24 protein-coding genes are annotated in these 23759 nt (G+C 33.9%); 17 read left to right on the top strand and 7 right to left on the bottom strand.

Translation table 11 applies throughout. The features are described 5' to 3' along the window. Both BCR23_RS08065 and BCR23_RS08060 read right to left on the bottom strand, forming a co-directional pair. Positions 1 to 535: restriction endonuclease subunit S (locus tag BCR23_RS08065; RefSeq protein WP_240482536.1), on the bottom strand; the 535-nt coding region annotated here is incomplete at its 3' end. Between the two features lie 104 nt (positions 536 to 639). Beyond that, positions 640 to 852 carry a hypothetical protein gene (locus BCR23_RS08060; RefSeq protein WP_240482535.1) on the bottom strand — a complete coding sequence of 71 codons (213 nt, stop codon included), beginning with the start codon at positions 850 to 852 and terminating at the stop codon, positions 640 to 642. A gap of 1612 nt (positions 853 to 2464) precedes the next feature. On the opposite strand from BCR23_RS08060, the gene BCR23_RS08055 reads away from it, so the two are divergent. The 10 genes from BCR23_RS08055 to BCR23_RS08010 all read left to right on the top strand — a co-directional run bounded on the left by BCR23_RS08055 (position 2465) and on the right by BCR23_RS08010 (position 10966). Continuing rightward, on the top strand, positions 2465 to 2866 hold the full coding sequence (locus BCR23_RS08055) for a hypothetical protein (RefSeq protein WP_069634973.1): 402 nt from the start codon (positions 2465 to 2467) through the stop codon (positions 2864 to 2866). A 341-nt stretch (positions 2867 to 3207) separates the two neighbouring features. Next, on the top strand, positions 3208 to 3687 hold the full coding sequence (locus BCR23_RS08050; RefSeq protein WP_069634972.1) for a hypothetical protein: 480 nt from the start codon (positions 3208 to 3210) through the stop codon (positions 3685 to 3687). 43 nt (positions 3688 to 3730) lie between these two features. Further along, on the top strand, positions 3731 to 4150 hold the full coding sequence (locus BCR23_RS08045; protein ID WP_069634971.1) for a hypothetical protein: 420 nt from the start codon (positions 3731 to 3733) through the stop codon (positions 4148 to 4150). A gap of 201 nt (positions 4151 to 4351) precedes the next feature. Beyond that, positions 4352 to 5812 (top strand): amidase, encoded by a 1461-nt coding sequence (locus BCR23_RS08040; RefSeq protein WP_069634970.1) that lies wholly within the window; start codon positions 4352 to 4354, stop codon positions 5810 to 5812. A 9-nt stretch (positions 5813 to 5821) separates the two neighbouring features. Then, the gene (locus BCR23_RS08035; protein WP_069634969.1) at positions 5822 to 6667 is read left to right on the top strand and encodes a transporter substrate-binding domain-containing protein; all 846 of its coding nucleotides are present in this window, start codon (positions 5822 to 5824) and stop codon (positions 6665 to 6667) included. Continuing rightward, a complete protein-coding gene (locus tag BCR23_RS08030; RefSeq protein WP_069634968.1) occupies positions 6668 to 7363 on the top strand; it encodes an amino acid ABC transporter permease in 696 nt (231 codons plus the stop codon). A gap of 196 nt (positions 7364 to 7559) precedes the next feature. Then, positions 7560 to 8288 (top strand): hypothetical protein, encoded by a 729-nt coding sequence (locus tag BCR23_RS08025; protein WP_069634967.1) that lies wholly within the window; start codon positions 7560 to 7562, stop codon positions 8286 to 8288. Between the two features lie 96 nt (positions 8289 to 8384). Continuing rightward, the gene (locus BCR23_RS08020) at positions 8385 to 9059 is read left to right on the top strand and encodes an enhanced serine sensitivity protein SseB C-terminal domain-containing protein (protein WP_069634966.1); all 675 of its coding nucleotides are present in this window, start codon (positions 8385 to 8387) and stop codon (positions 9057 to 9059) included. A gap of 90 nt (positions 9060 to 9149) precedes the next feature. After that, positions 9150 to 10376 (top strand): protein NO VEIN domain-containing protein, encoded by a 1227-nt coding sequence (locus BCR23_RS08015; RefSeq protein ID WP_069634965.1) that lies wholly within the window; start codon positions 9150 to 9152, stop codon positions 10374 to 10376. A 41-nt stretch (positions 10377 to 10417) separates the two neighbouring features. Beyond that, positions 10418 to 10966, top strand: coding sequence for a hypothetical protein (locus BCR23_RS08010; RefSeq protein ID WP_141706714.1), 549 nt, complete (start codon positions 10418 to 10420; stop codon positions 10964 to 10966). A gap of 106 nt (positions 10967 to 11072) precedes the next feature. On the opposite strand, the gene BCR23_RS08005 is transcribed toward BCR23_RS08010, so the two are convergent. Beyond that, entirely contained in the window at positions 11073 to 13085 is a 2013-nt protein-coding gene (locus BCR23_RS08005; RefSeq protein ID WP_069634964.1) for an alpha/beta hydrolase, read from the bottom strand. 487 nt (positions 13086 to 13572) lie between these two features. On the opposite strand from BCR23_RS08005, the gene BCR23_RS08000 reads away from it, so the two are divergent. Then, on the top strand, positions 13573 to 14517 hold the full coding sequence (locus tag BCR23_RS08000) for a DUF975 family protein (protein WP_069634963.1): 945 nt from the start codon (positions 13573 to 13575) through the stop codon (positions 14515 to 14517). A 57-nt stretch (positions 14518 to 14574) separates the two neighbouring features. On the opposite strand, the gene BCR23_RS07995 is transcribed toward BCR23_RS08000, so the two are convergent. The 4 genes from BCR23_RS07995 to BCR23_RS07980 all read right to left on the bottom strand — a co-directional run bounded on the left by BCR23_RS07995 (position 14575) and on the right by BCR23_RS07980 (position 19048). Beyond that, entirely contained in the window at positions 14575 to 15273 is a 699-nt protein-coding gene (locus BCR23_RS07995; RefSeq protein WP_069634962.1) for a TIGR00266 family protein, read from the bottom strand. A gap of 343 nt (positions 15274 to 15616) precedes the next feature. Beyond that, positions 15617 to 16894 carry a GHKL domain-containing protein gene (locus tag BCR23_RS07990; protein WP_069634961.1) on the bottom strand — a complete coding sequence of 426 codons (1278 nt, stop codon included), beginning with the start codon at positions 16892 to 16894 and terminating at the stop codon, positions 15617 to 15619. An 89-nt stretch (positions 16895 to 16983) separates the two neighbouring features. Beyond that, complete coding sequence (locus tag BCR23_RS07985) at positions 16984 to 18282, bottom strand: sensor histidine kinase (RefSeq protein ID WP_069634960.1); 1299 nt, start codon at positions 18280 to 18282, stop codon at positions 16984 to 16986. A 13-nt stretch (positions 18283 to 18295) separates the two neighbouring features. Continuing rightward, positions 18296 to 19048, bottom strand: coding sequence for a LytR/AlgR family response regulator transcription factor (locus tag BCR23_RS07980; RefSeq protein WP_069634959.1), 753 nt, complete (start codon positions 19046 to 19048; stop codon positions 18296 to 18298). A 229-nt stretch (positions 19049 to 19277) separates the two neighbouring features. Between BCR23_RS07980 and BCR23_RS07975 the strand changes: the two genes are divergently transcribed. The 6 genes from BCR23_RS07975 to BCR23_RS07950 all read left to right on the top strand — a co-directional run bounded on the left by BCR23_RS07975 (position 19278) and on the right by BCR23_RS07950 (position 23756). Further along, on the top strand, positions 19278 to 19652 hold the full coding sequence (locus tag BCR23_RS07975; protein ID WP_069634958.1) for an LPXTG cell wall anchor domain-containing protein: 375 nt from the start codon (positions 19278 to 19280) through the stop codon (positions 19650 to 19652). Further along, positions 19606 to 20304: a WxL domain-containing protein gene (locus BCR23_RS07970; protein ID WP_069634957.1), complete on the top strand. Its 699-nt coding sequence runs from the start codon at positions 19606 to 19608 to the stop codon at positions 20302 to 20304. Before BCR23_RS07975 ends, BCR23_RS07970 begins: the two co-directional genes overlap by 47 nt. A gap of 16 nt (positions 20305 to 20320) precedes the next feature. Continuing rightward, positions 20321 to 20995, top strand: coding sequence for a WxL domain-containing protein (locus BCR23_RS07965; protein WP_069634956.1), 675 nt, complete (start codon positions 20321 to 20323; stop codon positions 20993 to 20995). A 27-nt stretch (positions 20996 to 21022) separates the two neighbouring features. Beyond that, the gene (locus tag BCR23_RS07960) at positions 21023 to 21688 is read left to right on the top strand and encodes a WxL domain-containing protein (RefSeq protein ID WP_069634955.1); all 666 of its coding nucleotides are present in this window, start codon (positions 21023 to 21025) and stop codon (positions 21686 to 21688) included. A 26-nt stretch (positions 21689 to 21714) separates the two neighbouring features. Beyond that, positions 21715 to 22404, top strand: a complete 690-nt coding sequence (locus tag BCR23_RS07955; RefSeq protein WP_069634954.1) for a WxL domain-containing protein — start codon at positions 21715 to 21717, stop codon at positions 22402 to 22404. A gap of 260 nt (positions 22405 to 22664) precedes the next feature. Beyond that, positions 22665 to 23756 (top strand): WxLIP family cell surface protein, encoded by a 1092-nt coding sequence (locus BCR23_RS07950; protein ID WP_069634953.1) that lies wholly within the window; start codon positions 22665 to 22667, stop codon positions 23754 to 23756. The last annotated feature ends 3 nt before the right edge of the window (positions 23757 to 23759 follow it).

Here is a 23759-nt window from a genome sequence, read left to right as displayed (position 1 = left end):
CCTTAGGCACCGTCTCCCCATTTTCAGGGAACAGTTGTTGTAAAAGACCTTTTTTCAACCGCTTCAAAGCATCTAACTTACGTTGATGAAGAGCGATAGTACCATCGAGTTGTTTGAAAAAGGCACCGATTTTTCTTTGTTCTTCTTCATTCGGTAGAGAAATTAGCGCATTCTTAATATCAGAAGAATTAATACTTTCAAAAGTCGAACCTGTACTTAATTTAGTCCAAAAACGATTTTCTTTCATTCTTCCTAAAGTTTGAAAGATGAATTCATTACCTTTAATCGATGCTACTCCTCGACCAAGAACAACATCATAATCAGTCTTTCCAATATCTCCAACAGGTGCTCTAACACTCAAAATTAAATCGCCCTTATCTGCCTGTTTAGTAATTTGTGTAGTCCAAACACGCGGAACAACTCTATTGTTTTTCATATCAGCATTTCCTTGTACCAGTATATGATCACTTTTTTTTTCAGTATAGTTCTCAGAGTTGGGAGATTGCCCCATCGTGATTTGTACAATGTTTCCCAACTTACGCTGTTCCCAAGTGTAATTTTGTGTTATTAAGTACCATTCTAGTGAATTAAATTTTATCAATATTTCTTAATCTCAAAAATTAAAAAAATCATTCCCATTCATAAATTCACCATAAAATCATGAAACAAATACCCACAAGCATAATACTCCTTCACAACCTGCTTCTTATTAACCGCCCCTTTCCGAAACTGAAAAAAATGATCCAACACAGCAAGAGGCTCCTCCAAAGAGTGCAACCGATCCAACGTATGCTGTAAATCCATAATATCCTGATAAGGAATCACCTTTAAACTCTGATCTTCTTTTTTCATAACCTATTTCCCCCTTTTAATATGAAGCGCTGAAAACAGTATCCAACGCCTCATACACTTAACTAATATATCTACACATTGACTCAGGCAACAATTTAACCAGTGATACAAACGACTTGTGTATGATTTTTCTAAGCCTCGTGATGTTTACATCACTTTTTCTCAAAGTAAAACAAAAAAGGCTATCGGAGTTTTATCTAACCACCAATACCGTCATCAATCATCTAGAAAAGCTCAAACCCTCCATAAAATACAAAATCCCAACCAAAAATTTCCAGACAGACTAGAAAATTCCCGTAAAATTAGGTACAATAAAAAGTGCTAGTGCTTTTGTGCTAGCAATTGGCAACTTGTATAGATAGTGTTCGCTGTCTATGCAAGGCTTCATCACCTGATTGCTGTCAGATGGTGAAGTGCCTTTTTTTGTTTCGTATCACTGCGACTGATGATGCCAGAGCAGCTGCTACAAAGTACAAGGTGAACGAAGTGAACATTGCATCCTTGTTTTATATCTAGAATTGAGTGTTTACTTTGATCTTGAACCTCCTTTTGTTAGATTTGTAGAATAGAAAAAAACGATATCAGGTAACATTACCCAATATCGTTCACAATAGTCCCAAAGAATCATCTACCACTTATTCAGCGTAACCTAAAGAGAATCTAAGAAACCTATAGAAAAACAGGCAGATTTTAGGTACAATGAAAGAAGCTAGTACATGTTGCTAGCACTATTGGCAACTTGTTTGGGCAGTGTTCGCTGTCTTTACAAGGCTTCAAATGTCTGGTTGCTGCCGGACTTTTGAAGTGCCAATTTATTCTTATATTCTGATTTAAACAGTTCATGTCAATATGAACTGTTTTTTTATTGCAAATCATGGCAGTTACTTACAAAGCTGATGATGGGCAATAATTGGTGACCGAAGGGAGAGAATTGTCCATCGCTCTATTCTACTTCTTAAGTATATACGAAAAGAATACGAACACGCAATACAATTTTTCTTACTACCTCCATTAAATAACACAAAAAATCATTCCCTTATATATAAGGAAAAATAACAAAAAAAGTTTTTTCAAAATCCTATTTTCATCCTCTAATGACCACCCTATAAAAGTAAAATTGTTCATTTTAAAAGTTCAAAGAGTAAGATATGCTCATTGTTAGAAATTAAATAATCTTTGAAAGCGAGAAGACCAATATAAAAAATGGAAATATGAATGAAAAAGAAACAGGTGAATAAGCCTATATCATTACAGATGTAAGGGTGCCAAAAAATCCAAAGCCAGAACAAGCAGGAAGTGTGGGCAATCTAACTGTAATTTACCGGAAATCATTCTAAAAATTAACCATAAAAGAAAGGTATACAATATATTTTTTTGTTGGGAAAAATTTACTTTAGGATTGTTCCATGGTATCATTGGTTTTAGATTAGATTTATCATGGTTTTCGATGTGAATTAAAGGTGTTTTTAATAATATTTGAGTTAGCACATTATTGGTAGCTAATGGATGGTATGCAGCCGCAAAATATGTTAACTATAATCCAGGAAATTTCCTTGATACGTATGGTATTATATGGTCGGGAATCAGCACTATTTAAGTGGGAAAAGGGTCGATGATGAAAAAATTAATGATAGTTACCACGTTTTCAATCCTATTATTTATTTTTATGGGTTGTTCTATGAGTAAGGAGGAAAATGATTTAAGTATGAATAGTGGAGAAAGCTTTGCACATATAAGTCATTTACTTGGAAGTATAAAAGCGATTAGAGAAGAATCACTAGTAGTAAATACATTAACAGAGATAAGTTCCACACAAACATCTGATAATTTAGACATTCCAGAAGGAAGTGAAATTTACATTTTTATTCCTTTTAAAGATATTCGGGATGATGTTTTCAAAAGAGTAAAGATGAATGAAAAATTGAAAATTTCATATTCCAATATAGCTATAACGAATGGAGTGTATACTTTAACGATTATAGATGGTAGTCAAATAACCAAAGAACTTAAATAAATATATCTAAACGGGAACAATAACTTGTTCCCGTTTCCTGGTTGATACATCTGATTTAATCAAACTAGTTATGCAATTATTAAAAAATGACAAAACGAAATAACCGTCAACTTTAGCCAGTTCAGCTATTTCTATAAAATGAGATAACTTTGCTACCGAATGAAGCGATTCTACATAGAAGAGGTATATTAGCGTATACCTCTCTTTATAAATGGACAGTATATATTTTTTTAACAGATCCATGTAGTTATAATTATATGGATCGTAAGTATTGAAATCATAAAACAGGTTGATGTTGAGGCTCGTTTTCATTGATTTTTACGAAGAAGGGATGTTTTAATATGAAAAAGAAAGTCTATCTAGTCAGTTTTTTACTACTTTTACTAGCTAGTTTTGCAACGGTTACTATCTATAATAAAACCAAAGAACACTCTCAAAATAGCGAGGAAACGAAACATAAGAATCAAGTAATAGACAAAGAAAAAATGAAGATAGCTCAGAAAAAAAACAACGAAAGAACCAGAGATTCCTTTTCAGTTGACTTAAAAAATGCTGATGCCGAAAAGATTTTCAAAATATTTAACGGCCCAAATGCCGATGAGATTATCAATCTTTTAGAAATGAATAATGATTCCGATAGAGTTCTAGTGGCTTCCGATGGGACGATTTCAAAAGGAAAAATGTTTGTTGGGGAAAATCAGGTTGAAATTGATTCTGATACAGACAAAAATGGTATAACCATTAAAGAGCTTAAAGAGTTGATTCAATTACACAAAGAAAAGATAGATGAATTAGCCATTCAAAATGCTCCAAAGGAATAGCGAAGAAAATAGACTAGAGATAATTTGTCGAAAGGGAAAGAACATGCGAAAAATCAGACCACAAAACCCAATCTATCTTCTTTTTGGCCTGTTCATTCCATGGCGATTCATGAATACTTATTATGTTCTGAAGAAAGATAAGCTTATAATAAGTCGCTATTATGTGAGAAAAAATACTAAATATTTTGATAGAAAAATTGATTGTTTAGATTTGGAAAAGTTAGTTAAATTCGGTTTGCCAAAAGACATAGGTTCAACAAGAATAGAACCCACAATCCATGGATTAAAAGGGAGTTATAAATCACAAGAAATCCAGTTTCTTTTTGAGGATGGAACTATAGTTGCATGGAATGTACGTTTTTACACGAAAAAGCAAATAAAGATGTTATTAGAATTAATCTATCTAAGGTATGGTATTATGGCGTGTGAAGGATTACAAGAGGTATTAGGTATAAATGATTAATGGGTCAAAGGGAAGATATATCCGTAACCTTTAAAGTAAGAATCCACAAGATATATATTAAAGTTAGCAAAATCAAGCGATATTAGATATTCGCTGTTTTTATTTTTGGATACCACGAAAAAACAAACCCAAGCAAAATAACCCTATAAATTCGCCAAAAACCTGTATAATAAAACCGTCGGAATCTAAGGAGGGAAGATTATGAAAGACGGTTTGTATTACGCGACACAATTTCGGGAGAAAAAGCTAAGTGTTACAGAATGGATCGACGACCGAGAGAAACAAGTAAAGCAGTTAAACCCTGAGTTAAATGCATTTGTTGACTGGGATGCTGTAGCAGCAAAAAGACAATATGAATCCAAAGGAGCAGGTAAAGGTCCTTTTTTTGGCTTACCTATTCCTTTAAAGATGTTAGGCCAAGACAAAACAGGTATGAAGTCTTCGTCAGGTTCTCGTTTATTTGTTGAAAACCGTGCAACAACGACAACTAATTTTGTTAAAGGTTTAGAAGGATTAGGCTTCATTCCTCTAGGGAAAACGAATGCCCCTGAGTTTGGGTTTAAAAATATTTCTGATCCGACGATTTATGGATCTGCCAGAAATCCGTGGAATCTTGCCTACTCGCCTGGCGGTTCTAGTGGCGGCGCTGCAGCAGCTGTTGCAAGTGGATTATTTCCAATGGCTGGAGCAAGTGATGGCGGTGGTTCCATTCGGATTCCAGCGTCCTTTAGTGGGTTGATTGGTCTAAAACCAACACGTGGGAGTATGCCAGTGGGTCCTGATGGTTGGCGAGGTTGGCAAGGAGCTTCGATCGATTTTGCCTTAACGGTTTCTATGAGAGACACGGAAACACTGTTTTATCATTTACGTGGAACCGAAAAAGCAGCACCCTATCAAGCGCCAAAAGCTGAGTGGTCTCATCAAAAAGCCGCAGAAAAAAAAGTGTTGAAAATTGCCTTTTTAACGGAGTCACCAGTTGGGACACCCGTTTCCCAAGAAGCTGTAAAAGCCATTCAAAACGCAACGGCTTTCTTAGAACAGCAAGGGCATGAAGTAACAGAAATCCCTTATCCAGTGAACGGACGTCAGTTGATTGACAGTTATTATCTGATGAACGGAGCGGAGACAGTCGCAATGTTTGAAGGAATTCAACAAGGGATTAAGAGACCGCTTACTAAAGAGGATATGGAATTAATGACTTGGGGCATTTATCAATATGGCCGACAATTACTTGCAAGTGATTATGTAAGGGCTCTTCAATTATGGGATCAAGCAGCGTATAAGATGGAGCAATTATTTGAGCGTTACGATTTATTTTTAACACCAACTACTGCAGATATTGCGCCTAAAGTTGATGCAGAGTTGCAAAGTGAGCAAATTCGCAAAGACTTAGATCAAGCAGAATCCTTATCCCTTCCAGAATTACAAGACTTGGTCTATGATATGTTTGAAAAAAGTTTGACGATTACACCATTTACTCAACTTGCCAACTTAACAGGACAGCCAGCGATTAGTTTGCCAACTCATGTAGCAGAATCAGGGTTACCTCTAGGCATTCAATTTATGGCCTCTAAAGGCAGAGAAGATTTACTTTTCCAAGTTGGCAAGCTATTTGAACAAGAGCAGAAATTCTTATTACCAAAATATTATCGTGAATCATAGGAGGTTCAAATGAAGAAGATATTTGTTAGTTTCAGTATTGTTGTATTGATGTTAGTTTTAGCTGCGTGTGGTGGAACAAAAGACAAGGCAACAGGAAAAGATGATAGCTGGAAAAAAGTAGAAGAGGCGAAGCAGTTAACGGTTGCTACATCAGGAACATTGTTCCCGTCGTCTTATTACAATGACAAAAATGAATTAACGGGTTATGATGTGGATGTTATCAAGGAAGTTGCCAAACGTCTAGATCTTAAGGTTGCATTTAAAGAATATAATGTAGATGGACAAATCACTTCTGTGGATAAAGGCGAGGCTGATTTAGCCGCAAATGATTTTAATCTAACGGGGGAAAGAAAGAAAAAATTCATCTTGTCTTCGCCAATCAAGTATTCGTTTGACAGTATGATTGTCCGTAAAAGTGATGATTCTGGGATTGCCTCTCTTAAGGATTTAAAAGGCAAAAAAGCAGCTGGAGAACCCAATACCAACTATATGAAAATAGCAGAAAAATATGGAGCAAAATTGGTTACCTATGACAATGCGACGAACGATCAATATTTGACGGATGTAGCAAATGGTCGTACAGATGTGATTTTAAATGACTATTATTTGCAAAAAATGTCAGTGGGCGCATTACCTGATATCCCAGTGAAGATTTTAGAAGGTGTCTATTTTAATGCAAACTTTACTGGATTTTTAATGAAAAAAAATAGTGTTGCATTAAGTAAAAAAATTGATGAAACCCTAAAAGAAATGCAAACAGATGGAACACTTAAAAAAATATCTGAGAAGTATTTTAATACAGATGTCTCAGTTGAACCAAAAGAAAAAATAGAAGAAAGTGTTTCAGTAGAGTAGATGTATATTCCAGCGATTGATTTTCATCTAATGGTCGAGTCCGTTCCTTTTCTTCTGACAGGATTGCCTTATACACTGGGCATCACATTGGTCACCTTTGTTATAGGAAATGTGTTAGGAATTCTTTTGACAGTATTAGGTATGTTGCCTTCAAAAGTGATCAAAGGAGTTGTTCGTTTTTATATTTCCTTTTTACGAGGTGTTCCAGGTCTTGTATTGTTGTTTCTTTTGTATTTTGGTTTGCCGTATCAGTTAAGTGCTCTAACTGCGGCTTGTATTTGTTTTAGTTTAACCAGCAGTGCTTTTATCGCAGAAATATACCGAGGATCGATTGCTGGAGTGGAGGCAGGACAGTGGGATGCAGCGTACGCATTAGGCTTGCCCTATGGAAAAGTGATGGGGAAAATTATTTTGCCTCAAGCTTTCCGAATTTCTATTCCAGCTTTAGGTAATGTTGCAATGGATTTGTTGAAAGGCACGTCGCTAGCTGCCATGATTACAATTCCTGATATTTTTCAAAAAGCGAAAATCGTTGGCGGAAGAACCTTTGATTATATGTCCATGTATATTTTAGTGGCAATCATTTACTGGCTCCTTTGTGTGGCGATTGGCTGGGGGCAAAGTCGTTTGGAAAAACATTATGTCAATCGATATAAGCTTAAACCAGAAATTCGAGTGAAAAAAACGTTGATTTGAGAGCTATCAGTAGGTAGGATTAAATAAGTTAGAATAATAATCAGTTGTTTCTCTTTTTTTAGAGGAGCAGCTGATTGTTTGTCGTTGAATGGATTACTTTAAATTGTTATAATTAGTTAACTATTTTTTAGTATCTGTATATTTTAATTGAAAGAGTATGGAACAAAATGACCTCAACAAGATGGAGCGGATAAGGATGTCTAAAAGTTCATTTTTAATTCAATATTTGAGAAAATCTAAATTAGGTAATGACTTTTTAGCAGGGTACCTAAATACTATTTTAAAGAGTCTTATCAATCATAATATAAATGATTCTTTTGAAATTAATATTCGGGGAGGATGTTGGTCTACAAAAGTTAATACAGCGTATGATTTAATAGATAAAGTATTCGCGGCTGTTGATTTATCAAAGACAACGATTTTATTACATAATCATTATCCAAGGTTCAGTAGTTCTTTCACCTGTGAAGCTCTTAAAAGCTATCTTAGAAGTAGTTCTTGTTTTTGTGGGACGAATGACCCTGACCATTCCAAAGAAGTCCTTATTAAGTGTAATGGTGAGACAATTTTTTATATGGTCGGTTCTTCCAATTTTTCTAGAAGTACTTACATGACGAATGATCGTAATGTTAATCAATCAGACATTTCCTTTATTAGGTTCAATGATCAAACACGCCGTTTACTATCTTCAATCATTTACAGTGACAGTAATGTTATGCTTACTTACTACGGTGAGCGGGAAGGGATTTCAAATGATAACTCATCAGAGACCGAGTACACGCAATATGTAAAAGAAAATCATCTTGAAATTGTTACTACTCCATACGTTGGGTCAGATGATTTATTGAGTGAATATGCAGATGAATTTTTTAGTAACATTCGACTTGACGAAGCAATAGTAAAGAATGATCATTTCGAGCAGTGATTCAGTTTTTATGATGAATGACGAATTCTTTTAAGCTGTAAGGATAATAGTTAGAGCAAAAGCATTAGATACTGATGTTTAATAGGAGAACGATTAATGGATATTTTTAAGTTTTTTAAAAAAGAAAAGAAAAATAAACCGACTAACTTTTTTAATTTTCAGAGGAACAATGATGGCGTTCAAAAAGTAATTGATTGGGTCAAAATTTCTTCGGAGATTATTATTGATATAGATTCAAATAAATGTTTCAGTATAGGCGCTACACAAGAGGGGAAAAGGTTTCTATCTGCTTATACGGATGTATCCCAACATGTGCCTTCGTATCGCAAAGAAGATAGATTTATGACAGTTAGCTTTGAGTACTTAGGGAAGATTTTTGAAGAAAATTCCGATCTTGATTTTCTATGGTTAAATCCCAATTCAGATAGTATTCAGTTAAATCGATCCGTATTTACTTCAAAACATGCTATTAAGAAAAATACTGAAATTCAAATTGGGTTGCCGGCGGAAAAACCAGTTGTATTAATCGATTTCTTGTCAAGTTATGCTAGACAAGAAGTGTCTATTAAAGCTATTTATTTAGGCTTAATGAGACATAACAACGAATTTAGTTATGCAGTTTTTATAGACAGTGAGAATGCGGAAAAAATCATTCCTGAAATAGGACCTAAAATTACAGAAATCTGTCTAGCGGATAATACACTGTATCCAGTAGATTTTGTTTATGATAATTTCTTAAACGATGAACAATATTTAGTTTATTCAAGATAATATGCATAGACAAACGTTGTTTTGATAGTGATAAAGAAATGTCTTTTTCGTCAAGGGGTAAAAATTACTATGAGAGTGAGTGGATAAGTAATGAGCATACTAGATGAGTTGTTTAAGGAAATGAATATATTTAATGAAAAATATTATAGTGAAGCTGAATATGTAAAACAAGACCAATTGAGAGAAGCATTTATTACCGATTTTCCACTAGAAAGCATCAAAAATATACCTTTAGATAAGTATGTGATTGGTTATAATAGATCTGATTCTTTCTGTTATAAATTAGAAATTACTTTAAGTGGAACTGGATATATTGGTGCAGGGTATTCTGATAAATTTGGTATCTATTGGAGTAAAGACGATAATACATATAAGTGGGCAAAAAAATATGGAGTAACTCAAGAAGAAGTGTATGAAAAAGTCTTAGAGGAAATTTCCCATCTTATTGAAGCTGGTGGAAATTATGATAGTAACTTTATCGAGAAATGCCTACTCCCTCCGACTGTTAGAGGGAAGATTTTGTCAACGTATTATCCTGAAAGGTATTTGAATATATTTTCGAACAGACATTTAGATTTTTTTCTAACACAATTAGGTAGTAATTCGGCAAAATTTAATAGTGTTTTAGAAAAACAACATTTCATTCTACTAGAGAAAAAAAAGAATGTTATCACGGAACAGTGGAGTATTTATAAATATAGTAAGTTTTTGTATTCTTTTTTTGGAAGTCCTACAAATGATAGTGACAAAGATGATTATCAAAGTGAATACAATCAAAATGAAATGTGCGAAATAGAGACTGTTCAAGTGGAACTATTAGATAAAAATTTACTTACTAGTAGTGGTGAAAGAGAGCGCTCAAACAATAATAGAAACAATGGTGATGTTGATTTTTTAGAAAAAAATCGTCAAAATACTATAACTGGGAATCGTGGAGAAGAAATTGTTTTAAAATATGAGAAGGATAGACTAAAATCAAATAAAAATTTACAACAACAGGTGGAGCGCAAATCTCTGAAAGATCATAAATTGGGTTATGATATCTTATCTTTTGATAATGATGGGAGCAAACGATATATTGAAGTAAAATCAACCGTTCAATCGTTTAATAGTGAAGGTAGTTTGTATATAAGTAAGAATGAACTTGAAAAAGCAAGAGAATTGGCAAATTTCTGGATCTATCTAGTTTTTGACGCTAGAAGTGAGAATCCTAAATTAGTTTGTATTCCGTCTCCATTTACGGATAAGAATGAAGATCGTATAAGCTTAGAACCTATTAGTTTTAAAGCACATTACGCGTTTGGTGAAGGTGTCTAACTCTAATTCTAATTGCTAGTAATCTAAAAGGAGGGTATTATGTGAGTAATTTTAGGAGAACTAAAAAAGAGATGAAATTCCAAAGTTTTGACTCATTGAAAATGGTACAGGATGTGATTGAAGATGCTGCTCTAGCTTTAGAGGATACGTCAAGAAAACTAAAAGATTCACCACTGACAGAAGTGATTTCTGGTGCTATTGGAATTGGAATTGGTACGGGAATTGGATTTGCGGGTCTTTGGTTTGGAGGATCTGTCGTTGGGGTAAGTGCGGCTGGAATAACAAGTGGCTTAGCTGCCGCTGGGGGGATATTATCTGGAGGAATGGTTGCTGGAATTGCAGTTCTAGCAACACCAGCTATTGTGTTGGGAATAGGTGCAGTGTCGATTTCAATGAAGCATAAAAAGAAGAGACTTGATAGAGCAAAGGAATTATTATGTCAAAAAGCCTTAGAGAAACAAGCTGAAATTAATGATGCATTGAGGGAAGAAATTGAAGCATCTAAAGAGAGAATTGATTATTTATTAGGATTAAGTATCCTTTTGGAATCTGCCATAAAAGATTTAAAGCACGATCTTGGTTTAGAATAGCAATGTATTAAACCAACTTACTGTTAAAATAGAGCTAGCGAGAGAAAACGACTACTAATAGTTTTCTTTCGCTAGCTTATTTAAATAAATCAGAAACAATTCTTTTTTAATTAGAAACTAAAACAATCGAAGCACTGGTATTTCCTTTAAGATCTTTATTGACCATGTGTAAAAGGGTACCCGTTTGTTGTTTAGGAACTGCTAAATTAAAATAGCCGTTACTATCTGTAGTAACTTCTAAAATCACTTCATTAGTTGTAGAAACAACTTGAATGAGTGTTTCAGGTTCTCCTTGACCAGTCAAGAAAGTTTCACTTGGCGTGACACTGACTTGAGTTATTTTTACTGGTTCTGGTGCTGTTCTATCAGTGTTGATTAATTTTACATTCGATAAATACATAACAGTATCTTTACGCCCAAATAAGCTAGAGTAGGTCATTTCTGAACCTAAAATAATATTTTGAGGTCCAGTGGTTTGAGGAGTAAAGGCGATTTTTTTATTAACTTTATTTTTAGCGATTTGTTTTTCTTGCTTCAGTGAATTCCCGAAGCCATATTTAATAACTTGTTCACTGTATTCTTTTGGATTAGGATTATAAGCGTCAAAGCTCAACTCATAAGGTTGATTTTTGGTTAAGCTAACTTCTTGTGCTGCATAAGCTGCTGATCCTGTCCGTTTTTTATAGAACTTTAAGCCATTACGATCAGTCGATAGCGCTGAAAGAATTTCTCCACCGCTTTTTTTCAATACAAACTCGTATGGGTTAGAGGCAGTAATACTATTAAATTTACTCCCATTATTGCTTAATTTCCAACCGTCAAAGCTTGTTTGAGCAGTGTTCCGTTTGAATTCAGTATTGAAGAGTAAATTTTTATCTTCGGCAAGTTGAGGACGGAGTGACTTCATTTGGTTGACTGTTTTCAAAAATGAGCTGACTTTATCTTTATATAAATTGCCGCCGACTTTTAAATTTACTGCATGGCCAGCGTTTGGTACGGTTAGTTGATCTTTATAACCTAGTGATGCAGTATATAATTTGTCCTTAGCAACTGGTGGGATAAACCAATCTGCTGATCCGTGAATGAATAGTTTTGGCACATTAGATTTGGAAACCGAATTCAGTGGTGCAATTGAAAATAAATCAACCTTCAAAATAGGTTTTACAAATTGATTATTCAGTGAATCAATCAACTCATTTTCGCAATTATACCAATCTACCTTATTAACTAAAGGAATATACTGTAGCTTAGAGGTAATTAGGCGCATGACGTCTCGTGCTTGCTGTTCGATAGAATAATAACCGCAATCTTCAATGACTGCTTCTACATTAGGATGGGGTGTTTCTTGAGACATCATAACTGTTGCAGCTCCCATCGAAACCCCTAATAATACAATTTTTTGATTCGGTTTTACTTCTAATTCTTGATTAATCCACGCATTGATATCATTTCTTTCATAAGCGCCAAATGCAATATATGTTCCTTCACTTTTCCCGTGAGAGCGTGCATCTGGAATAATTACATTGTATCCTAATTCGTAAAGAAATTGAGCTTCCTCCATGATATTCATTGAATTAGAACGATAACCGTGGTGGACAACAGCTGTTTTATCCGATTGGTTATCTACATAATAAGAATGGAGTTTCAGATTTGTTTGAGTGGGTTCATCAAATACTGTAATATAGCGCTCACTTTTACCCGCAACGTTTTCAAACCAAGAGCTTGTCTCACTTGTTCCTGTAATTCCTAATAGATCAGCGATACTAAAAATCGTATTCTCTCTTCTCACTGTCGCATCAAAAGCTAATGAAGCAATCAACTTGTTTAACACAGGTCCAAAATTACGTGCGTTAGGATTAGAATTTTCCTTTAGATATTGTTCCATTCGATTAATGATTTCTTGCTCTTTTTGCGGTAATTGCTCTCTTTCAGCCGTTGTTTTGGCTTCAAATGGTTCATCTGGTTGTTCCTGTACAATACTTCTGTTGGTACGAACCGGTTGACTTTCAACTTGATTATCTTCCCCAATAACAACAACATTTTCGTTAGCAGCTGCACTAATTGGTGACAGCATACTTAGTAAAAGTAACCCTACAATAAATTTCGAACTCTTTTTCATAATTCACCTTTAATCTTTCTTTAAATTTAATGATAATTATCTTAAAAAGATAACATTATATTACAAAATAGTCAATAAATATTTCTTTAGAATACAAATAATATCTATTTGATGTTATTTGTATATTAATGATAGAAAATCCTTATATAAAATATAAGGAAAAAGTTGTAACTGTTTCTCGGTAGGAAATCAATTTACCTGCTCTTTAAGTATTGTATGGCGTTCTAAGCTATTCCATTTGTGCTACTATTATGTATATTTAGTAAAAATTCAGGAAAGTGTTTTTGGTTCTAGGTTATAGGTTGTTAATCAGAGATCTGAAGTTGTAGAATCTATATATGATTCGCTCTATTTCTCATTAATTTTACTAATTATAAAAAGAATTGAGTGGCTATATTAATCTATAAAAAGGTATAATTAAGAAAGAAATGAAAAATACATAGTGGCAGCTTAAGTGTTGCTATAGTGAAGCTAAAAGGAGAAGAGTATGAGTCGAAGTGAATTAAAGAAAAAGGCGCAAGCACATTTGCATGGGCATTATGGAAATTGGAGTTGGATTGCGATTTTACCATGCGTAGCATTGTTTATCTATTTATTTTTTACCATCGTATTTTTTCAATCATCTACAGGAGTTGTAGATTCTTCCAATGATTATAAATCTTGGCAAGACGATTACACCAAAAAGTCCGATCGCTATACAAATGAGTATCAAAAAGGGTATGAAGATGGTTATTCAGATGGTTACGATGATGGTGCTTATCAAGATGATTCTTATGATTATGAAGATGAAGTTGGAAATAACGGAAAAAATCTGCATTCTCTATCAAATACTTCATCAATCGTTTCATTAAAAAATACAACTCGTGGTGTTACTTACCAGCAAACCACGACAATTAAGTCGAGTATCAGCAGTTTCTTTGCCTTTTTATTTGGTTTAGTCGCAATACTTGCGATGATTTTATATCGAGGAATGATTCAGTGGGCAGCAGTTGATAATGTAGAGAGACGTGAGTTTAATCTGAAGTCAGTCTTTACAGAGTTTGTCTTAGTAAATGGTAGACGGACGGTAGTGGCCAATATTTTAGTGACACTTTATACTTTCCTATGGTCGTTGTTGTTCATTATTCCAGGTGTGATTAAGCAGTTGTCTTATGGTATGACCAATTATTTATTGAAAAAAGATCCAGAATTAACGGCTAAAGAAGCCATGGCACTGAGTCAAGAATTGATGAAGGGGTATAAGCTAGAGTATTTAATTTTCTCGTATTCATTTATTTTTTGGCAATTTGCTGTATCCTTTAGTTTTGGTTTAGCTAGTGTTTATGTTATTCCATACTATAGTGTGACAGAAGCGATGTTTTTCGACCAAATTATTGAAGGAAAACATTATTTATTCTCACAGGAAAAAGAAGCTGGTTTTGCTGATTTCTAAAAATAGATAAAAAGAAGTCGTATGAAAATCTTGTTGGAGATTTTCATACGACTTTTTTTATGAACCGGAGCTAACAAAAGGGCTGATTAAACCAGCTAAACCTTCGAGATTTCGTGTTTGAATCATAATCGTTCCACGGCCGTGAAATTCATTGACTACTCCCTCACCTGTTGTGAAACCAAACATTCCTGAGGCTATTTTTATATTATAATCTAAAGATTCGGACCAAGCGACAACATGTTGATTATCTACCACAAATGGCTTAGTCCCATCTAATTGAATTTCAACGATATCGCCATAACTATTGATTAATAAGGATCCTGAACCAGTAGTTTCCATTACAAACAATCCGCCAGTTCCACCAAAAATGGCTCCGCTAAGTTTTTGACGTTTCATATTATAAGAAACAGTGGCATCACATGCTAAAAATGCGCCTGTGTTTAAACGCCAGTGTTCAGTACCAACTTGCAATTCCTTGATTGCTCCAGGCGTTGCGGGTGCTAATGCAATTTTTGCTGTATCTGTTAAGCCAGATGCTTTTGTAATAAAGAAACTCTCACCGCTAGACATTGAACGTCCTAAAGCACGAATGGCACCGCCTAAACCAGACTTTCCGTTGCTGTTCATTTTACCTTCAAGAGAGATTTCCCCATTGTGATAAACCATGGCACCACTTTCTAATTGGATACTTTCACCAGTTGTTAAATCCACTTCAACTAATGGAAATACCGTGTCTTTTGTCATTTTGTAATCCATTAAATCAACCTCCTTTTTATTTCATCTACTAGTATACTATAGAATAAGTACTTTTCTTGATTTAAATTGCTAGTTAGAAATATTAGATCCAGTAGGTAAGAATTGAGAAGGCTATTAAAACGTTATTTTAGTGATGAAATGAAAAGTGAGTTTAGTGTGAATGGGTATTTGCATGTGTTTGATTGACGCATAGGGGGACTATTATGAATTGCTGCAAATGATAAAGAATAACCAATCAGTGAATGAATTGTGTTCACTGATTGGTTATTCTTAGATTTTAAAATCAAAAAATGACAATAGTCATCATTACATAAGGTCTTTTTACACAGAACTACTCGATTTATCATAACTGAATCTCAATTAAAAACTTTTGTTGATACGTGTAAAAAGAAAAAGACGTCTTTTTATACTGTTTAAGGATACTTTCTATAGTATACAGCCCATATTTTTTTAGCTGTTTTTTATCATGAATAGAATAATTTGTATTTTGTATTGTTGCTAATTGTTGTTCCTCAGTATTTCTCAACTCAAAATAAAGCTGACTATCTTCTTTTTTCAGAGATAAAAAGAAGGCTTCTTCATCATGATTATCGTGGACATCAACTGAGTAGTCAAGAACAACTGACAAACATCGGATAAAATCGATCAATTGAATCGAAATATCAGATTCTTGAATCATTTGAGGAATCGAAATCTTGAGTTGAATATTTTTTTCTTCACAAGCTTCAATAAAATGAATCAATAACCCTTGAACAGCCGGTATGGTTAAATGGTTAACTTGATCATATTCATCAAATTCTAGTAAATTTTGAGAGTAATCTTCAACAGAAGAAATGAAGGTCAAAGCTTTATCCAGATCCCCTTTTTCGATATATCCCATCAAACTTAGCATGATATTCTGATAATCATGTCTGAATTCATCTGCCATCGTGATTTTTTCCATCTCTTTATTATATTGTTGATACAAGACATTTTTCTTTACTTGCTGCTGGTAGTAGTGGCTATAGAAATAAGCGATGGAGCACAAAATAATACTTAATGTTGCTAATAGAAATGAAATATAGTAAAAATCAATATAAGAACCAAGGTAAACAGCAACACGTTTAAAAATTTCTAGAGCAAAAAAAAGAATCGTCAATAAAATGGCCGGCATTTTATAACTTTTTTGGAGTTGTAGAATAGCATGGAATATGTTGAATTTTTGATCCATTTTTTCTGCAATCAATATTAATAGGAGAAGTAACAATTGTTGCCCAATCAATGAAATGGGCAATAATTGTTGGTAAAGAGAATCTGAAATTTTTCCTAATCTAAGTAAGAATGTCAATAGATCATTGGTAAACAGCCAAGAAAAAAGAACCAATGAATTCTCTAAATAAAGAAAAAGAACCATTGCCAACCAACTTTTTAAATTACGGAGAATAAAAATAGGCTGTAAGAGAGAGTAAAGAGCCAATAATAAGTATGATTCGTGAAACATTAAATAGAGAGGAAACTGACAAATCAGTAAAAGGACTAAAACAATCATTTGCCGCCGAGAGATAAATTGTTTAGTTTTTAAAAGGAAAATGAATTGTAAAAAATTCAAAATTAACATGCTGAATAACATATATTTTTCCATAAAAATCTCCTTTTCAACTGTAGACTAGCGATGGTAGAACAAAAGTATTTATTCGGTTCTTTTTGTGAAAAAGTATTTTTACTTTTGTTTCATGCTCTCTTTTTTTGAACCGTAAATTTAGCAATAAAGTGGTCATTCTTACTTGTAAAGTTATGACTACTTTGTTTGTATTTTTTTAATATAGAAATAAAAATGTACAACCCTTTTCCTTGATGACCTTCTTTTGTTGAAAAATTATTTTGTAAAAAAGAAGAGAAGGAAATTTGAGTATTATTATTGTAGGTGTTATCTACTTCAATTGTTATTGTATCCATTGTGCCAGTTATGGATATTTCAATAGAAGGTGCAGCGGTTTGTTCTGTTGCTTCATAGGCATTATCTAATAGAATAGAAAAACATCGAATAAAATCGACGATATTCATATCCACATTGGTCAAACTCTCAGTTATATGCAAATTCAATTGAATATCAGCAGCAAGGCATTTATTAAAAAAACTAGTCAATAGCGCTTGGATAGGTAGATTATTTATCATAGAAATTTTTCGAAACAAATTCGGAGTAAGCAACGAATCTGAATATTGAATGATACTATGTAATAACTCAATCGCTTTTTTTTGATCACCAGCTTCTAAATAAGTTGTTAAACTTTGTAGAAACATTTTATAATCTTGTCGAAATTCATTAGAAAGACTAATTTTATTTTTTTCACGATTATAGGTTTCAGACAAGAGTGAGATATATTGTCTTTCATTATTAGCCTTAAACACAATCATCAGATTCCAAGTGATCAAAATAGTATACCCAACGATAATAAATAGACTGTACATGAGAGAAAAAGTATCTCCACTTAGAACATTGATTTGTTTAATTGATACAGCTAAAAACAAAAATAGCAAAAGAATGAGAGACAACAGTTTATATTTTTTTGGAAGGAATGCAGGAGTATTTTTAGGAAAGAATCGTTTCCACAAATAATTCATTAGCATAAGAATCAAGAAGAGTAAAAGCTGCTGTAAAAAAATGAAAAAATAGAAATAGTTAAAGTAAGTTGCAGAAGAAATTTGCTGATTATAATGCAAGATATCCCAAGTATCTAGAGTTGGAATCCAAGCAAGAACGACCAAAGAAAGTTCAAAGCTGATTAATAAGGCCGGTGTGAACCAATTATTTAATCGTTTAGCAGCAAAAATAAACTGTAAAAAAAGGAACGGCAATTGAAAATAAGCGACATAGGCGTTACTAAGAAGGAACCCTAAAATAAATTGGCATAAAACTAAAAATGTTAAAACAAAGCTTTCTTGTTTAGTCAGAAGCTTTTTATATGTAACAAACCAAATAAGTTGAAAATAATTAACAGCTAGTATTGAAGTAACAATAGTTTTATCCAATGTAGTCAGACCCCTATAAAACTTTTTTTATTTTATCAATAATTGAAATACCCACATGTAATTGTTGACCATTTGAAAAAGTGATTATGCCACTTGCTCTATCTAATGATGTAATCGCAGATAGATTGATGATATAAGATAGTAGAGAAGTCATTAAATATGGCTGAGGTAAAAGTTTTTTTATTTTACCAATATTACCTGTGAGGATGATGTCTTCCGAAACTGTTTTGATCAGAATTTGACCCCTAACCCCTTTGATAGATTCTATAAAAAGGATAGATTTGCAATTGATATAGATATTTTCAGCACCACTTTTTAACGTAACGATATCAGGATTGTCTGTCCAGAATTCTTTTAGATGATGTTCTATTTTCGTTAATAACTTATGCATTGAGCTATTCAGATTCTTTGCTGAGAAACAGTCTTTCACAATATAGCCAATTGGGAATATATCACTATTAATGATAGAAATAGCTTTGTCTTCTAAACTAGTTAAAAAAATAATTGAACAGTTATCATTTTTTTTTCTGACTTCTTTAGCAAGATCAATTCCTGTAAAAGTAGTTTTTAGATCGATATCAAAAATAAAAATATCAGTATCTGATATTGATAATGTTTGTAAATAATTTAGAAAAAGTAAGTGATTATCCATAGAAGAAATATCGAAATCAACGAAATTAGACTGATAATCACTTAATGATTGAAGAATTTTTTTTCGATACTCGTAATTGTCTTCTATTATATACACTTTTGAACGTAATGTCATATTTTAGATCTCCTTAATATATATATATAAATTTTAATCATACAATACTAATACATGATAAGATATTTTTCCAATAAAAAGAAGTATTTATCGATTATTTTTCTTGAAAAAACATAATATGAATAAAAAACCGCTTACATTCTATTTCAATAGATTTAAAGTATAGGTATTATTTAAAAAGTATTAAAGGATTATTTTAATACGAGTGATTAAATATAGGAGGAGTTCTATGGGGAAAAATAGATTACTTGTATTATTGCTTGTATTTATTTGTTTGAGTGTTAGTCCGAAGACTGGTAATGCAGAAGAACAAAATGTCGGCAATCAAGCAAGTAGTCAAGCAAGCATAACATTTGTCCATGACAATACGCCACCAAAAAGCAATGATGATTCCAAAAATCAGGGAAAAATCTTAGGTGACTTAGGTCTTGGTCAAGGAAAAAGGTTGCCAAACACTGGTGAAGTAAAAATGATTATGTTGATAGCGAGTGGCTACTTAATAATTGGAATACTTATTGTCATCAGTGCATCAAAGTATTTAACTAGGGGGAAGAAAAATGAAATTATGGAAATCAATGTTATTAACAACAGTACTATTAGGTAGTATTGCAGCACCAAGTGTCTCATTTGCAGTAGATGGTACATCTGGAGACGACGAAGGGAAGAAAGATGCAACATCATTTGGTTCAGTGAGCTTAAAAGTAGGAGACGACAATACACCTGGCGAACCTGAAGTACCTGGTGATGAAAAGGAGCCCGGTGAAGAAGGCGGCGGTACAGGAGAAACTGGAAATACTGGACTTCTAGCGATCACATATGTTTCTCCACTAGATTTTGGAGAAGTTTCATTAACTGGTAAAGAAAAAGTAGTAGCTGCAAAAAATGAAGATCCAAGTCTTCAAATTAGAGATATCCGTGGAACAGCTAAAGGTTGGACCGTTCAGGTATCTATGACAGAATTTAAACAAAAAGCAGATGCGAAAGTTATTATGAAGGGTGCGTCTTTACACTTACCATTGGGAACAGCCAAAGCAAGTGGAACAACTGCTTCTACAGCACCATCAACAAGAGAAATTACGGAAGTAAACGAGAAAGCACAAACTGTTTTTGAAGCACAAGAAGGAACTGGTGCTGGTGCATGGATAAATCAATTTGGAAAAGATAAAATTGAATTAACGATTCCTCAAGATGTATTAGTTGGAGAGTATCAAGCGGAATTAACATGGACAATTTCAGATACACCAGGAAACAAATAAAAGGAGAGAAACTTAAATGAAAAAAACAATTATTTTAACAAGCGCAATCGTATTAACATCACTTGCAATGGGTGCACAAGCAGCTCATGCAGAAAGCACAGTACCATTTGATAGTAAAGCAACATTTGAATTTAAAACAGAAGATCCAGAAAATCCAGAGGTAAACCCTCCTGTTGATAAAGATAAACCAGTTACTCCACCTACAGGTCAAAAAGGACTATTAGCAATTGATGCTGTTTCTAGCTTTAACTTTGGTTCAGCAACTATTTCAGGTGGTGAAACAAAAGCGAACGCAGCAATTCCAGCTGGAGAAACATTAGGAATTCAAGTAACAGACAAACGTGGAACAGGTGCTGGTTGGAATGTTCAAGCAAAAATCAGTGATTTTAAAGATAAAACAGATGATAAAAAAATATTAAAAGGTGCTACAGTAATGATTCCTGTAGGAACATTCATAACAACTGCAGGTGGAGATACAGAAGCTGCTCCAACAGCCTCAAATGCACAAGGAACAGTGATTGGAACAGCTGAAACACAACTTATCACAGCAGCAAAAGATACAGGTTTAGGTTCTTGGGTCAATGATTGGGCAGGAGACGTTGAATTAACAATTCCAGGAGGAAATCTTGTTGGTAATTATGAAGCAGCAATTACTTGGACATTGATTGATACCCCAACAGGAACAAAATAATCAGATAAAGGAAAAGGAGTAACAAAAATGAAAAAAATTAATTTATTAGCTGGCGTGGCTTTGGCAGGACTTTTATTTGTCAATGGACAAAGCGCATTTGCAGCAGATACAGCAACAGAAAAAACAACTAAAGCAGAAGTTGAAGTAACTAAATCTGGCGCAGTCGATCCAGGTGAGCCAGAAGAACCAATTGGACCAGGAACAGGAACAGGAGACTTTACTATCAATGCCGTTTCTGATTTTGCCTTTGGACAAATCAAAATTGGTGAAGTTGGTACTGCAACAGTTGCAACTGATAAAAAATTAGGGATAGAAGTTGCTGATAACCGTGGAACGGGTGCTGGTTGGAATGTCCAAGTAGCGATGACAAACTTTTCATCAACAATTGATGGGAATACTGATACTATCGTAAAAGGCTGGAAACTAGAAATTCCAAAAGGAACAGTAACAAGTAAAGCAGGAGATTTAGCAAATGCTCCAGAAACAAGTGCTGTAACGCTTGATACTGCTGGTACAGCACAAAATGTATTTTCTGCAGCAAAAGATAAAGGGTTAGGTAGATATACAAACGTCTTTATGGATGACAAAACTGCAGCAGCAGATGGTGTTCGTTTGACAATTCCTAGCTATGCAAAAGTAGGTAAATATAAAGCTGATTTAACTTGGACATTGGCGAACGCACCAGTAAAATAATTTATTAAGAAAAGGGAGAGTTACAAATGAAAAAAAGTCTAGTTTTGTTTTCATCACTAGTATTAGGTGTATTAGCTGTTGGCAGCTTTAATACAAATGTGCAGGCAGAAAAAGCATCAGATGCAGCTTCATCAATCAACATTCAAATGTTGGCAGGAAGCGAGGAAGAAACTCATCCGCCAGGTGGAGGAGAAGATCCGACTGACCCAGAGACTGAAAATCCAGGAACAGGAAACAAAGGTCGATTAACAATTGATCGTGTACCAAACATAAAATTTGGTGACGTAAATATCAGCGGTTCTGATCAAGTGGAATATGCGATGAATGAAAATCCGTATGCTCAGGTAACAGATGTTCGAGGAACTTCTGCTGGTTGGACACTTTATGCCAAAGCTGATCCATTTACAAGTGCAGACAAAGATGAACTAAAAGGTGCGACATTATCATTAAATAATAGTGCTGTTGTATCAGCAAGTTCAGGGAAAGTAATCACTGCACCAAATGGTTTTGATGTATCCTTAACAGCTACAAACCAAAAAATCTTGATGGCAGATGCAAAATCTGGCGAAGGTACTTGGATGCAAAAATGGACAAAAGCGGATGCAGATGCAAAAAATAAGAATATCCAATTAGCAATCTTAGCTGGTACAGCTAAAGCTAATACAACTTATACAACAACAATTTACTGGGAGCTTCAAGACGCACCTGGGAAATAAAAATGAGTAAGAGCAAGGCAAAAATCGATTGATACTAAGGAAATAAGGAAGGGTTCTATCTAAGATGGTGGAAGAAAACAGTTGCTTTACATCTATGATGTAAGCTGCGTTCACCCCACCTTATTTTCTAACTATTGATCACACTTAAATAAACTAATTGTTTTTTTATTCACCACAGACGTTAAAACATCTGTTTTAAAAGTTGGGTGTCTCAAAAGTTTTAGGTTAGCCCAAGCTCATTTACTACAGGAGGAAAAACGATGCGTAACGTCAAAACAACGATTTATAGTTTATTTTTAATTACATTATTTTTTATAGGAACATCCGTTTCAGCGGCTGATATGGAATATTCAGTTAGTGCTAATATCCCAGAAAATCAAGTAGATAAAAGCCAAACCTACTTTGATTTACGAATGAAACCAGGTCAAAAACAAGAGCTAACTCTGAATGTTTCAAATTCTGGGAACAAAAAAATTACCTTAAATATCATTCCAAATGTGGCAACAACGAACCAAAATGGTGTAGTTGATTTTAGTGAAAAAGATAAGGTAATAGACTCTACACTGAAATTCCCTCTCACTAAAATTTTATCCAAAGAGCAAAAAGTAACGTTAGCCCCTAAAGAGAAAAAAGAGGTTTCTTTTAGCTTACAAATGCCAGAAGAAGAACTAGCTGGTAAAATCGTCGGCGGATTCTACGTCTATAAAGATGAATCAGATGAAGAGGATAAAAAATCAGAAGGCGGCGTCCAAATCACCAATAGATATGCGATGGTCGTTGGTATTCAATTAACCGAAAAAGATGATCCTGTCGCTCCTGAATTAAAATTGAATACGATTCAGCCAAGCTTACTGAACTATAGAACGGCCGTAACTGCTAATTTACAAAACACACAGCCAACTTTTGTGAATGATTTAAGAGTTGTAGCAAAAGTAAGCAAAAAAGGCTCAACAGAGGTTATCCACCAAACGACCAAAGAAGGTATGGCAATGGCACCAAACTCAAACTTTGATTTTCCAATTAGTTGGGATAATCAGGAGCTAACGGCTGGAAAATATACTTTAGAGTTAGTTGCCAATACAAGTGATAATGAGTGGAAGTTTTCAAAAGATTTTGAAATCAATAGCAAAGAAGCGAAGAAATTAACAGAAGAAGCAATTGAAGTTAAAAAAGAACCAAACTATTGGGCAATCGGCGGGATTATTGCAGGAGTGGTACTTTTAGTAATTCTTGCTATAGCTTTCACGATTTACTTATATAACTCAAGGAAAAAGAAGCTGGAACTTGAAAGAAAAAGAAAAGCTAGAAAACGAAAAAAAAATGCAAAGAAAACAAAATCTGATACACAGTAATAT

The organism is Enterococcus quebecensis (assembly GCF_001730365.1).
GTDB lineage: Bacteria > Bacillota > Bacilli > Lactobacillales > Enterococcaceae > Enterococcus_L > Enterococcus_L quebecensis.
The sequence above is the reverse complement of the archived record's forward strand: the minus strand, read 5'-3'. Positions and strand labels throughout refer to the sequence as shown.